The 13451-nt window shown below is 66.5% G+C and carries 12 protein-coding genes; 2 read left to right on the top strand and 10 right to left on the bottom strand.

Annotated elements, in window-relative coordinates:
* The first annotated feature begins 77 nt into the window (after positions 1 to 77).
* On the top strand, positions 78 to 479 hold the full coding sequence (locus D9X30_RS10545) for an acyl-CoA thioesterase (RefSeq protein ID WP_101680068.1): 402 nt from the start codon (positions 78 to 80) through the stop codon (positions 477 to 479).
* Between the two features lie 112 nt (positions 480 to 591).
* On the opposite strand, the gene D9X30_RS10540 is transcribed toward D9X30_RS10545, so the two are convergent.
* The 7 genes from D9X30_RS10540 to clsB form a co-directional block, all read right to left on the bottom strand.
* Entirely contained in the window at positions 592 to 1368 is a 777-nt protein-coding gene (locus D9X30_RS10540; RefSeq protein ID WP_153946539.1) for an enoyl-CoA hydratase, read from the bottom strand.
* 35 nt (positions 1369 to 1403) lie between these two features.
* Complete coding sequence (locus tag D9X30_RS10535) at positions 1404 to 2360, bottom strand: DegV family protein (protein WP_153946538.1); 957 nt, start codon at positions 2358 to 2360, stop codon at positions 1404 to 1406.
* Between the two features lie 115 nt (positions 2361 to 2475).
* Positions 2476 to 3675: an acetyl-CoA C-acyltransferase gene (locus D9X30_RS10530; RefSeq protein WP_249640953.1), complete on the bottom strand. Its 1200-nt coding sequence runs from the start codon at positions 3673 to 3675 to the stop codon at positions 2476 to 2478.
* 20 nt (positions 3676 to 3695) lie between these two features.
* A complete protein-coding gene (locus tag D9X30_RS10525; protein ID WP_153946536.1) occupies positions 3696 to 6122 on the bottom strand; it encodes a 3-hydroxyacyl-CoA dehydrogenase/enoyl-CoA hydratase family protein in 2427 nt (808 codons plus the stop codon).
* Positions 6123 to 6223: 101 nt separating this feature from the next.
* Complete coding sequence (locus D9X30_RS10520) at positions 6224 to 8011, bottom strand: acyl-CoA dehydrogenase C-terminal domain-containing protein (RefSeq protein ID WP_153946535.1); 1788 nt, start codon at positions 8009 to 8011, stop codon at positions 6224 to 6226.
* 89 nt (positions 8012 to 8100) lie between these two features.
* Positions 8101 to 8691 carry a TetR/AcrR family transcriptional regulator gene (locus tag D9X30_RS10515; protein WP_092595388.1) on the bottom strand — a complete coding sequence of 197 codons (591 nt, stop codon included), beginning with the start codon at positions 8689 to 8691 and terminating at the stop codon, positions 8101 to 8103.
* A gap of 386 nt (positions 8692 to 9077) precedes the next feature.
* Positions 9078 to 10460 (bottom strand): cardiolipin synthase ClsB, encoded by a 1383-nt coding sequence (gene clsB / locus D9X30_RS10510; RefSeq protein WP_153946534.1) that lies wholly within the window; start codon positions 10458 to 10460, stop codon positions 9078 to 9080.
* A 93-nt stretch (positions 10461 to 10553) separates the two neighbouring features.
* Here clsB and mobB point away from each other — a divergent pair, with 93 nt between their 5' ends.
* Complete coding sequence (gene mobB / locus D9X30_RS10505) at positions 10554 to 11066, top strand: molybdopterin-guanine dinucleotide biosynthesis protein B (RefSeq protein ID WP_249640936.1); 513 nt, start codon at positions 10554 to 10556, stop codon at positions 11064 to 11066.
* A gap of 45 nt (positions 11067 to 11111) precedes the next feature.
* On the opposite strand, the gene D9X30_RS10500 is transcribed toward mobB, so the two are convergent.
* The 3 genes from D9X30_RS10500 to D9X30_RS10490 all read right to left on the bottom strand — a co-directional run bounded on the left by D9X30_RS10500 (position 11112) and on the right by D9X30_RS10490 (position 13403).
* On the bottom strand, positions 11112 to 11867 hold the full coding sequence (locus D9X30_RS10500; protein WP_153946533.1) for an endonuclease/exonuclease/phosphatase family protein: 756 nt from the start codon (positions 11865 to 11867) through the stop codon (positions 11112 to 11114).
* A complete protein-coding gene (nudB, locus tag D9X30_RS10495) occupies positions 11864 to 12352 on the bottom strand; it encodes a dihydroneopterin triphosphate diphosphatase (protein WP_153946532.1) in 489 nt (162 codons plus the stop codon). The genes D9X30_RS10500 and nudB overlap by 4 nt, the downstream gene beginning before the upstream one ends.
* 85 nt (positions 12353 to 12437) lie before the next feature.
* Positions 12438 to 13403, bottom strand: a complete 966-nt coding sequence (locus tag D9X30_RS10490) for a hypothetical protein (protein WP_153946802.1) — start codon at positions 13401 to 13403, stop codon at positions 12438 to 12440.
* Between the last annotated feature and the right edge of the window lie 48 nt (positions 13404 to 13451).

The following is a 13451-nucleotide window of genomic DNA, read 5'->3' as shown; positions in this document are numbered from 1 at the left end:
AGATCGCCACGGCCGGCAGACCACCGTCCTGTTGCCTTATGAATTCCCCGTATTTCCCGCTCTCATCGATCGCCGACATGTCCACTTCCGCCCCCCTCTCCGAACTGCCAGCCGGCAAGAACCCGGCCCTGCGTGTCGTGCCGATGCCCGCCGACGCCAACGTGCACGGCGACGTGTTCGGCGGCTGGATCATGGCACAGGTGGACATCGCCGGCTCGATCCCGGCGGTGGAGCGCGCCCAGGGCCGCGTGGCCACGGTGGCGGTGAACTCGTTCCTGTTCAAGCACCCGGTGTTCGTGGGCGACCTGGTCAGTTTCTATGCGGATATCGTCAAGACGGGCCGCACCTCGATCACGGTGTCCGTGGAGGTCTACGCGCAACGGATGCGCCACAGCCACGAGATCGTCAAGGTGACGGAAGCCACGCTGACATACGTGGCCACCGACGAAAGCCGGCAGCCGCGCGTGTTGCCGGCCTGATTGCTTGCCTGACATCGGTTTCTGCTTGCCGGTCGTGGCATGCTGAACCGGCTTTCCCTCTCGCCCGCCCTCTCCCGCGAGCGGGAGAGGGGCGCAGACCCAGACAGCCGCCTCAGTCGAACTTCGAGAAATCCGGCTTGCGCTTCTCGAAGAACGCCGTGAACGCCTCCTTCGCTTCGGGCGCCACCAGCATGCGGCGGAACACCTCGCCCTCCTCGGCCATCTTCCTCTCGATGGTCGCCACATCATCCCCCTTCATCAGCCGCTTGGTCTCGCGCAGCGACGACGCCGGCAGCGCCGCCAGCTTCGCCGCCTGCTGGCGCACGTAGTCCGACAGCTCCGCCACGGGCAGCACCTTCGTCACCAGCCCGATCGCGAACGCTTCCTGCGCACTGAACGCTTCGCCCAGCAGCAGCTTCTCGGCGGCCCGCTGATAGCCGACCAGGCGGGGCAGCAGCAGGCTCGACGCCGCCTCGGGGCACAGGCCCAGTTGCGCGAACGGCAGCGACAGCTTGGCGGTGTCCGACGCGTAGACCAGATCGCAATGCAGCAGCAGCGTGGTGCCGATGCCCACCGCCGCGCCACTGACCGACGCCACCACGGGCTTGGTGGCATGGCTGATGGCGTGCAGGAACTGGAACACCGGCGGCTGGACGCCGTCGCTGCCCTGCGTCGGCGGACGCTTCATGAAATCCTCCAGGTCGTTGCCGGCCGTGAAGATCTCAGGCTTGCCCTCGATCACGATCACGCGCACGGCGTGATCGGATTCGGCGGCGCGCAGCGCGTCGGCCATGGTCTGGTACATGGCGGCCGTAATGGCGTTCTTCTTGTCGATGCGATCGAAACCAATGGTCAGGATGCCCTGGTCGATGCGGGTGGCAATGCTCATGTCTTCCTCGTCTCGGTCGTGATGCAGACTGCCGCTCACACAAACGGTGGCGGCATGTCGGAAAGATAACTGAGGCCGAACGCGCCAGCGCCCACGTTGAGCGCGACGGTCAGGCTCATCGGCGCGAGCATCAGCTCCACGCCATACTTCGCGGCGGTCTCGGCCAGCGACTGCCATGCCGGCCACGATTCCACCTCGTCCAGATCGCCCGCATAGGCGGCGGCCACGGCGGGCGTCAGCAGGCACCTGGCCCGGATACAGGCTTCCGCATGGCCCAGCAGGCGGCGCACGCCGTCCTCGGCCCCGCGCACCTTGGCAATCGCCTCGGTCTCGCCCTGGTGCATGCGGATCACCGGGCGGATATTGAACGCGCTGCCCAGCATGTAGCGGCTCCAGGTGATGCTGTTCTCGCCCTTGTGCCTGGCGCGCGTGTACATGTACAGCAGTTCGTCGGGGATCAGGAACATGTGCGCGGCGTCGCGCAGACGGCTCTCCACGGCATCCACCACCTCGGATGCCTTCGCGCCATTGGCCAGCATGCGGGCCGCCTCACGCACGATCAGCGCCTGGCCGGGGCCGATGGCGCCGGTGTCGATCACGGTCAGGTCGAACAGTCCGCTGCGGCCGGCGTCCTTGCGCAGCTTGAAGCTGCGGGCAACCGTGCCCACCACGGCGCCCGTGGCATTTGCGTAGAGCTTGCTGCGGCTGCTGGCGATGGTCAGCAGGATGGCGCGGTCGCAGCCAGCCACGACGTTCTTGAGCAGATGGTCTTCCAGCTCGCGTTCGAGCAGCGGGATCGATTCGGCGTAGTGGTCCTGCTTGCCGACCAGGTACTGGTGATAGAGGTCCGGCAGCGCGGCCTCGTCGCGCGTATCGACCACGAAGCGGTCGCCGGCGCGGATGCGGAACGGGATGGTGCGGACGCCCAGCGCGTCCATCATCGAACGCGGCATGTCGCATGCCGCGTCGGCCAGAATGGCGGTCTCCTGCATGTTGTTGTTCTCCTCCGGGTCAGTGCGTCAACGTGTTGGCATCTTCGTGTCCATACATTTCTTCATCTGATCGAAGGTTGGGACAGCCCTGCCCCGGGCTGTCCCTGCGGCGCGTTCAGACGCGCTCGAAGATTCCTGCGGCCCCCATGCCGGTGCCCACGCACATGGTGACCATGCCGTACTTCAGGTTGTGGCGACGCAGCGCATGCACCACGGTGGCAGAACGGATCGCACCGGTCGCGCCAAGCGGATGGCCCAGCGCAATGGCGCCGCCCATGCGGTTCACGCGGGCCGGATCGAGTTCCAGGTCGCGCATCACCGCCAGCGACTGCGCGGCGAACGCCTCGTTCAGCTCGACCCACTCGATCTGGTCCTGCGTCAGGCCACCGGCCTTCAGCGCGGCCGGAATCGCGGCCTTCGGACCGATCCCCATGATCTCCGGCGGCACGCCCCGCACCGCGAACGATACGAAACGGGCCAGCGGCACCAGGTTGAACTGCTTGAGGATCTTTTCCGAGACCAGAATCAGCGCGCCGGCGCCATCCGACGTCTGCGAGCTGTTGCCGGCCGTCACGCTGCCCTTGTTGGCGAACACCGGGCGCAGCTTGGCCAGGCCTTCCACCGACGTGTCCGGGCGCGGACCTTCGTCCAGCGAGATAGTACGCGTCTTGACGCTGACCTGGCCAGTGGCAAGGTCCGGAAACTTCTCGACTACCTCGATCGGGGTAATTTCGTCGTTGAATTCGCCAGCCTGCTGCGCGGCGATGGCCTTCTGGTGCGACGCCAGCGCGAACGCGTCCTGGTCTTCACGGCTCACCTGCCATTGCGTGGCCACCTTCTCGGCGGTCAGGCCCATGCCGTAGGCAATGCCGACGTTCTCGTCGCGCGCGAAGATCGACGGCGACATCGACGGCGAGTTGCCCATCATCGGCACCATGCTCATCGATTCCACGCCGGCGGCAATCATCACGTCCGATTCGCCCACGCGGATGCGGTCGGCCGCCATCGCCACGGCCGACAGGCCCGAGGCGCAGAAGCGGTTCACCGTAATGCCGCCCACCGTATTGGGCAGGCCGGACAGCAGCGCGCCGATACGCGCCACGTTCAGGCCCTGCTGGGCTTCGGGAATGGCGCAGCCAACAATGGCGTCTTCGATCAGCGCCGGGTCCAGGCCCGGCACCTGGGCCACCGCGGCCTTCAGGATCGAGGCCAGCAGGTCGTCGGGGCGGGTGTTCTTGAACGCGCCCTTCGGGGCCTTGCCAATCGGCGAACGGGTAGCCGCAACGATGTAGGCGTCTTGCAGTTGTTTCATGATGTCGGTTCCTCGTTGGCGGATTAGTTGCGCACCGGCTTGCCCGTCTGCAGCATGCCCATGATGCGCTCCTGCGTCTTGCCGTTGCCCAGCAGGTCGATGAACGCCTTGCGTTCCAGCGCCAGCAGCCAGTCTTCGCTGACCAGCGAGCCCGCCTCCACGTCGCCGCCGCACACCACTTCGGCAATGCGCGACGCGATCAGGAAATCGTGCGCCGAGATGAAATTGCCATCGCGCATGTTGACGAGCGATGCCTGGATCGTGGCGACGCCCGAGCGGCCCGCCACCGGAATCAGCTGGCCCGGCAGCGGCGCGCGGTAGCCGGCATTGGCCAGCGCACGCACTTCGCTCTGCGCAACGTACAGCAGTTCGTGGACGTTGTAGACGATGGTGTCGGTCGGCTGCACGTAGCCCATCTTCTGCGCATCGAGCGCCGACGTCGACACCTTGGCCATCGCCGCCGCCTGGAAACGGCTGGTGACGAAGTTCAGGTAGTTCGTGCTGCCGGCAGCCTGCGCCGCCTTGGCCGCCGCAATCGCGGCTTCCTTCAGGCCGCCGCCGGCCGGCACCAGGCCCACGCCGACTTCGACCAGGCCCACGTAGCTTTCCATCGCCACCACGCGCTTGGCCGAATGCAGCATCAGCTCGCAGCCGCCGCCCAGCGCGATACCGGACACGGCCGGCACCACCGGCACCGCCGCGTACTTCACGCGCATCATCGTGTCCTGGAACTTCTTCACGAACGGCTCGATGCCCTTGGCGCCGCCCATCATGAAGGCCGGCATCGCGGCTTCCAGGTTGGCACCGGCCGAGAACGGACCGCCCGGCGCGCCCAGCTGGAGCGACGTCGGCTGCCAGACCACCAGGCCCTTGTACCCGGCTTCGGCAAGGTCCACGGCGCGCACGATGGTGTCGAGCACGTCCGGGCCAATCGTGTTCATCTTGCTCTTGAACGAGATGACCAGCACATCGTCGGCGCCTTCGCTGGTCCAGATGCGCGCACCGTCGTTCTCTTCGATGGTCTTGCCGGCGCGGCGCGGATCGGCCGCATCGGTGCCCTTGATGGCGGCACGGAACACCTGGCGCTCGTACACCGGCAGCGCGGCACGCTTGACGAAGCTGCTGGTCGCCGGCGACCACGAGCCCTGTGCCGTATGCACGCCGCCGTTGTCGGCCACCGGGCCTTGCAGCACCCAGGCCGGCAGCGGCACGTTGGCCAGCGCCTTGCCTGCGTCGATGTCTTCCTTGACCCACTGCGCCACCTGCGTCCAGCCGGCGGCCTGCCAGTCCTCGAACGGACCCGAGTTCCAGCCGAAGCCCCAGCGAATCGCCAGGTCGATGTCGGCGGCCGAGCCGGCGATCTGCTCCAGATAGACGCCGATGTAGTGGAACACGTCGCGGAACACGGCCCACAGGAACTGCGCCTGCGGGTTGGTCGATTCGCGCAGCAGCCTGATGCGCTCGGCCGGGTCCTTCTTGAGCATGCGCACGACGATCTCGTCGGCCTTCTTGCCCGAATCCACGTACTGGCCGGTCTTGGCGTCCAGCACCTTGATGACCTTGCCTTCCTTCTTGTAGAAGCCCGCGCCGGTCTTCTGGCCCAGCGCGCCGGCATCCACCAGGCCCTTGAGCACGGCCGGCGTCTTGTAGACGGCCGCGAACGGGTCGCCGCCCAGGCCGTCCTGCATGGTCTTGATCACGTGGGCCATCGTGTCCAGGCCCACCACGTCGGCGGTGCGGAACGTGGCGGACTTGGCACGGCCCAGCTTGGTGCCGGTCAGGTCATCGACGATATCGAACGGAATGCCGTACTTTTCGGCTTCGGCGAACACGGCCAGGATCGAGAAGATCCCCACGCGGTTGGCAATGAAGTTCGGCGTGTCCTTGGCACGCACCACGCCCTTGCCGAGCGTGGTGGTCAGGAAGGCCTCCAGGCGGTCCAGGATCTCGGGCTTCGTGGTGGCGGTCGGGATCAGTTCCACCAGGTGCATGTAGCGCGGCGGATTGAAGAAGTGCACGCCGCAGAAGCGTGCCTTCAGGTCGGCGTCGAAGCCGTCGGACAGCGACGTGATCGACAGGCCCGAGGTATTCGTCGCGAAGATCGCGTTCGGCGCCAGGTGCGGCGCCACCTTCTTGTAGAGATCGTGCTTCCAGTCCATGCGTTCGGCGATCGCCTCGATCACCACATCGCATTCCTTGAGCAGCTCGAGATCGTCCTCGTAGTTGGCCGCGCGGATCAGGCCCGCTTCGTCCTTGATGCCCAGGGGCGCCGGCGACAGCTTCTTGAGGTTCTCGATGGCACGCATGGCGATGCCATTCTTGGGGCCTTCCTTGGCCGGCAGGTCGAACAGCACCACGGGCACGCGGGCGTTGACCAGGTGGGCGGCAATCTGCGCCCCCATGACGCCGGCACCTAGCACGGCGACTTTCTTGACGATGAAATTGGACATGCGCGCTCCTAGAGTCGTGAGCGTTTGAGGAGAGAAAAATCCAGTGCTATCTGGGTCGGCTGCCCTCTCCCGCCTTGCGGGAGAGGGGAGACACCTCCCGATCAGAACAGATCGGCGTCCAGCGCCATCAGCGTGGCCGAACCCGCGCGCGCCTTGCGGATTTCGGCGGCCGTTTCGGGCAGCAGCTTGGCAAAGTAGAAGCGCGCCGTGGCCAGCTTGCTGACGTAGAACTTGTCGCCGCTGTCCTGCTTCTCCAGCGCGATCTTGGCCATGCGGGCCCAGAAGTACGAGAACACCAGGTGGCCCACTACGCGCAGGTACGGCACGGCGGCGGCGCCCACCTCGTCGGGGTTGCCCATCGCCTTCATGCCGATTTCCATCGTGAGCTTCTGCACCTTGTCGCCGATGTCGGCCAGCGGGTTCACGAATTCCTGCATGGCTTCGTTGGTGCCCTCTTCCTCGACGAACTGCTGCACGATCTTGCCGAAGGCCTTCAGCTTGGCGCCCATGTCGCCCAGGATCTTGCGGCCCAGCAGGTCCAGCGACTGGATCGTATTGGTGCCTTCGTAGATCATGTTGATGCGCGCGTCGCGCACGTACTGCTCCATGCCCCATTCGGCGATGTAGCCGTGGCCGCCGAACACCTGCATGCCCTCGTTGGTCGACGTGAACGCGTTGTCGGTCAGGAAGGCCTTGATCACCGGCGTCAGCAGCGCCACCAGATCGGCGGCTTCCTTGCGCACGGATTCGTCGGGGTGCGACAGTTCGCGGTCGATCTGCAGCGCGGTCCAGTAGCTGAACGCGCGGCCACCTTCGGCGTAGGCCTTCTGCGTGAGCAGCATGCGGCGCACGTCCGGATGCACGATGATCGGGTCGGCCGCCTTCTCGGGCGCCTTCGGGCCGGTCAGCGCGCGCATCTGCAGGCGGTCCTTGGCGTAGGCCAGCGAGTTCTGGTAGGCCACTTCGGTCAGGCCCAGGCCTTGCGCGCCCACGCCCAGGCGGGCCGCGTTCATCATCACGAACATGGCGTTGAGGCCCTTGTTGGCCTCGCCGACCAGCCAGCCGCGGGCGCCGTCCAGGTTCATCACGCAGGTGGCGTTGCCGTGGATGCCCATCTTGTGCTCGATCGAGCCGCACTTGATACCGTTGCGCTCGCCCGGGTTGCCGCTGGCGTCGGGGATGAACTTCGGCACGACGAACAGCGAGATGCCCTTGGTGCCTTGCGGGGCGTCCGGCAGGCGCGCCAGCACCAGGTGGATGATGTTCTCGGCCAGGTCGTGCTCGCCGGCCGAGATGAAGATCTTGGTGCCCGTGATGGCGTACGAGCCGTCGGCCTGCGGCTCGGCCTTCGAGCGCAGGATGCCCAGGTCGGTGCCGCAGTGCGGCTCGGTCAGGCACATCGTGCCCGTCCACACGCCCGACACCAGCTTGGGCAGGTAGGTCTGCTTCAGTTCCGGCGTGCCGTGCGCGTGCAGCGCCTCGTAGGCGCCGTGCGACAGGCCCGGGTACATCGTCCATGCCTGGCCGGCCGAGTTCAGCATCTCGTACAGCGCGTTGTTGACGACGATCGGCAGGCCCTGGCCGCCGAATTCGGGGTCGCAGGCCAGCGCGGGCCAGCCGGCCTCGACATACTGCTGGTAGGCTTCCTTGAAGCCCTTGGGTGCGCGCACCACGCCGTCGCCGACGTAGGTGCAGCCTTCGCGGTCGCCGGGCTGGTTCAGCGGAAACACCACGTCCGCGCAGAACTTGCCGGCTTCTTCGATAACCTGGTTGATGGTGTCCGCGTCGATGTCCGCGTGTTGCGGCATCGCCTTGAGTTCGGCTTCTGCGCCGAGCAGTTCGTGGAGCACGAACTGCATGTCGCGCAACGGTGCGGTGTACTGGCCCATCAAAGACTCCTTGGAGGTTTGCCTGGTGCCGCCACACGCGCGTGCCGCACGCCCTGGAGGGGACGCGTGCGGCCGTTGCCGGGGGCGGCTCAGGTACGGTAAGACTGAATCAGTTTGTTGAGCGCGACCATGGCAAGTTCGGCACTGTCCGGCAGGCGCAGAAATCGGGCGTCATGATGCAAGCCTAGTTCAAGGCTGTACATCTCGAACAGCATCAGGCGCGGATCGCAATCCGCGCGCAGGTGCCCCTCTTCCTTGGCCTGGTCGATGGCACGCAACAGCGCGGCCCGCCAGATCGTGACGCTCTTGACCAGTTCGTCACGCACCGGGCTTTCCGCGCGGTCGTCGTACTCGACCGCACCGCTGATGTAGATGCAACCCGTGGTCACTTCCTGGATGCGCTTTTCCATCCAGCGCCGCACCATCGACCACAGGCGAGGCAGACCGCGCGGCTCCTGCAGCGAGGGGTAGAACACCTCCTGCTCGAACCGCCGGTGATACTCGCGCACCACTTCCACCTGCAGGTCTTCGCGCGAACCAAAATGCGCGAACACGCCGCTCTTGCTCATCTGCATGCGTTCCGCGAGCAGGCCGATGGTCAGCCCTTCCAGCCCGTCGCGGGACGACAGTTCCAGTGCGGCATCGAGAATCGCCACGCGCGTCATCTCACCCTTTCGCAAGGGCGTGGGCGCGGCGGCGGATTCAAGACGAACTGACTGGTGTCGCATGGTTTTCTCTCCGTTCTCTGCAGCATCCCGCGGATGCTGTTTCCTGGCTTGACGCTGCTTTCGGCAGGCGCCGCGACAGCAAACCGCCATCGCAAATGCACGAAGTCTAAGCCAAAAAAGAACGGTCGTTCAGATTATTCTGGCGAGGCCGACTGGCATCAAGTATTTAATTAGACCCGTGTTTCTAAACACGCGGCCCCGATGGGGCCGGCCGCGGCGTCCGTTCGGCGCATTGCAGCAACGGCTTAAAACCCGCATCGAATCGCGGCCCGCGCGAAACGGTGTATGGCAGCACTGCGGCAAGGCACCATGTTACCGTGTGGCGCCTGGTCGGCGCCTCAGTAGCGCCCCGTCACGCCCGCGATGACGACGCCGAGACGCAACACGTAGTAGGCCGCCCAATTGGCAAAGCGCCGCAAACGCGGCAGCCGGGCATGCACCTCGGGCATCACCCGCGCGCTGCGCTGGACCATGGCGCGCTCCAGCCTGAGCCGCAGCGTATTGGCGAATGCGGCGTCGTAGACCGCCACATTCGCCTCGCGGGCCAAGAGCAGGCTGAAAGGGTCCATGTTGCTCGACCCCACCGTGGCCCACGTATCGTCCACCACCGCCACCTTGGCGTGCAGGAAGCTTTCCTCGTACTCGTAGATCTCGACGCCGGCCTCCAGCAGTCGCGCGTAGAGCGCGTGGGTGGCGTAGTGCTGGAGCCGGTATTCGACCATGCCCTGCAGCAGCAGCCGCACCCGCACGCCGCGCTCGCGGCAGGCCAGCAGCGCGCGCCGCATCTTGTGGCCCGGCAGGAAGTAGGCATTAGCCAGGATGACGTCGCGGCGCGCCGAGCCCAGCGCGTACAGGTATTCGCGTTCGATGGTGCGGCGATTGCGCAGGTTGTCGCGCAGCAGCAAGGCGGCCGGCACCCCATCAGGCTGGACGTCATTGCGCGCCTGCCGCGCGCCGCGCGTCAGCGCCTCCACTTCGGCAAACGCGTTCGCGGTTTCACGCAGGCCGCGCCGTTGTGCGATGCGGAACCAGAGCCGGGCCGATGCCAGCGCAATCTGCGCCACGAGCGGACCGCGCACGCGCACCGCGAAGTCGTAGCGCGGCCCCAGTTCCGGCAGGTCGATCGGCCCGTGGTTATGGTCGTCGATGATATTGATGCCGCCGACGAACGCCACCTTGCCGTCGATCACGGCGATCTTGCGATGGAGCCGCCGCAGGTGGCGCCGCGCAAACTTGAATCCGCGCACCGGCCGGTAGATTTCCACATTGACGCCGCCTGCACGAAGGCGATCCAGCAGCGCGGCGGGCATGTCGCCGGCGCCAAACCCGTCCACCACCAGCCTCACATCGACGCCACGCCGGGCGGCCGCGATCAGCGCGTCGCCCACGCGCGCGCCCACGGCATCGTCGGCGTAGATATAGGTCTCCACCACCACGTGACCCTGCGCCGCATCGATGGCGGCGATCAGCGCCGGAAAGAACTCCTGGCCGTTACGGAGAAGTTCGACGCGATTGCCCGGCACCGGGCTGCCGCGGCGGCGCACCCAGTGCATCAGCCGGGCCTTGGCATGGGCCCCGGCGCTGCGCAACTCGTGGACGGGCCCGCTCGGGCCGGGCTCGGGCGTCGGCGGCGCGGCGGCGTCCACTGGCGCCAGGCGCCCATCGGGTACCTCGGGGGTCGGGGGCAATTCGGGTTCGGCGCGATCGTAAGTCCGTGACATGGCTCGATTATCGGGCAACGGGCGGCTCCTGCACATGGCCCGGCCGAACTCTGCTATTGTCGGGCCATTGTGACGCCCAACAGGGAAAGCATTGTGAAGGTATTCGGTATCGCCGGTTCTTCGGGCAGCGGCAAGACGACGCTGCTGGACCAGTTGATCCCCCGCTTCGTGGCTGGCGGCCTGCGCGTCGCCGGCATCAAGCACACGCACCACGGTTTCGATCCGGACACCCCCGGCAAGGATTCGTGGCGCATGCGCCAGGGTGGCTGCGAAAACGTCGTGCTGGTGGGTGCCCGCCACCTGACGCTGATGCGCCACTATCCGGAAGACAAGCCGTCCCCGGAAATCGGCGAAGCCCTGGCCGTGCTGCCGCCCGACACCGACCTGGTCATGGTCGAGGGCTACAAATGGAGCGATTTCCCCAAGCTGGAAATCTATCGTCCGGCCAACGGCAAGGCGCCGCTCTGGACCGAAGTGCCGGGCGTGGTGGCGGTGGCCACCGATGCGGTGGAACAGGTGGCCGGGCAGACGACGCTGCCGGTGATCGACCTGGCCGACGCGGACGCCATCTACCGCTGGATCCGCGACTACCTGGCATCGCACTGACGCCAGATTCAGTAGTCGTAACGGCCCCTGCGCTGTCTTTCCGCCCTACGCTTCCGGGATCGCCACGCGATGCGCCAGCTCGGCCATCAGCGGCACATGATCCGATCGCTGCGCCCACTCACGGCCAGTCAGCGCCTGCGTGCGTTCGATATCGAAGCCGCGCACGTAGATGCGGTCGAGTTGCCACCACGGCATATGGCTCGGAAAGGTATGAATGCGCCCGTTCTTGGCGTGGGCCGATTCCACGGCATTCAGCGTGTTGCAGATGCGGGTATCGAGCTTGTGGTTCCAGTCGTTGAAGTCGCCAGCGATCACCAGCGGCGCGTGGTCGGGCACCACGGATCGCACCCGGTCCACCAGCGCACTGGCCTGCCGCACCCGGCTGCGCGCGAACAGCCCGAAATGCACGCAGATCAGATGCGCCTCCACGCCGTGGATGTCTGCAACGGCGTGCAGCAGCCCGCGCTGTTCGAAGCGATGATCCGAAATATCAAGATTTTCCGACATCAGGATCGGATGCCGCGACAGGATCGCGTTGCCGTGGTGCCCGTGCTCGTACACGGCGTTGCGCCCGTAGACCGAATGTGGATAGGCGTCGGTGGCCAGGTAATTGAGCTGGGTGTGATCGGGGTCGAACAGTTCGGCGGCGATCAGGCGGTCATTGCGATCCTGCACTTCCTGCAGGAACACGATATCGGCGTCCATCGATTGCAGGCCCGTGCGCACGCTCTGGATGCGCGGCTTGCCCGAAAAGCCCTTCACGCCCTTGTGGATGTTGTAGGTCACGACGCGCAGTTTCATCGCGCCTCTCCACGTACGGCCCCGGCTTCCACGCCCTGCGCCCCGGCCATACGCCAGGCCAGCTGGCGCACCGCCTCCGCATTGCTGCTGGAAAAACAGCGTTCGGCGGCTGCCTGCCATGGCAGCCACTCGAACCGCAGGTGTTCACGGGGCGCCAGCGTCACCGGCAGCGGCTCCGGTACACACAGGCCGAACCAGTGCTCGGTATTGCGGGTGACGCCGGGCGCATAGCGATGACGCCATTGGGGGTAGATTTCGTAGTCGATCGTATGCTGCCAGTCGGTCAATTGGTAGTGGCTGGCCACGATGCCGGTTTCCTCGGCAACTTCGCGGGCGGCGGTCGCCATCAGCGGCTCGTCGACGGCATCGAGGCTGCCCGTCACCGATTGCCAGAAGCCTGGCCGGTCGGCACGCTCGATCAACAGGACTTGCAGGTCTGGCGTATGAATGACGACCAGCACCGATTCGGGGATCTTGTAGCGCATGGGGCGGTGGAAGCAACAGACCCCAAGCATAGCGCAGCGGCGCCGCCTTCGGCGTCATCCGCTGTCTGAATACCGCGATGTGGAATCACGCGACGGTCTGCTCGCCCGCCGCCCTCGGCGTCAGGTAGTGCCCGCCGGGCACGGGGCTGGCCACGCCGTCCGGCCCCGTGCCGGGCATGCTGCCCAGCCAGGTATCGAAGACCTCGGGCGAATCGCCGTGCCCCCAGGCGGCGCGCAGTTGCTGCATCAGCGGCGCCAGCGCCTGGGTATAACGCTGGGACGCCACATGGGCATGTTCGGCCAGCGCATCGGTGCTTTCACGCACCTGGGCAGCGAGATCCGCGCGTTCCTGGCCGATCTCCTTCTCGCGCATGCCGAGCTGGTTGTATTTCTGGATCAGGAACCGCTGGTAATCGCCCGCCTCCACGCCTTGCGCGGCCTGGGCATTGACCTGTTCGAAGCGCAACACGATGCTGGCCGTTTCCTGCTCGACATGGGCGGCCTCGGCGTTCACCTGCTGCAGGGCTTCCTGCAGGCGGAGCGCCTCGCGCCGGTGGGTCTGCAGGCGCGTCGCTTCGTCGTCAAACGTGCGCTGGGCGGTCAGGTAGGCCTGCACCACGGGTTGCGGCGCCACCACGAGCAGCGGGTCGGCACCCCCGGCACGCCGGCCCGACAGCAACGCGTCCTCGGCCAGCCGCAGGTTGCCGACATCCTCCAGCCAGCGACCGCGGGCCATCACGGTTGCCACGGTGTCCAGCGCCAGCTTGCGCAGGGCGTCGGCACGCTGCGCGGCAACGGGGCCTTCGCCCTGCACGGGCTGGGCGTAGTCGGAGAGCGGCTGCGCGCTCTGCACGGCATGCGCGATATCGGGCACGCAGGCCGCCACGGTGGTCGCCACCGATTCCGACATGGCCTGCGCCGACTTGCGCACGGCGCGGCGCAGCTCGAAGCGCGCCAGCAGCATCATGAGCAGCCCGGCCACCAGCCAGGTCAGGATGGTTTCCGCATGGGCCAGCACGAAGGCCCGGATCGTTTCCGTATCGAGTTGCAGCATCTGGTGTTGTCCTCCCACGTCACGACCGGCCTTTCGGGTGGGCCG

It is taken from the genome of Cupriavidus sp. U2 (assembly GCF_009663685.2).
Lineage (GTDB): Bacteria > Pseudomonadota > Gammaproteobacteria > Burkholderiales > Burkholderiaceae > Cupriavidus > Cupriavidus necator_C.
Note: the sequence above shows the minus strand (reverse complement) of the source record. Positions and strands in the feature narration are given on the sequence as shown.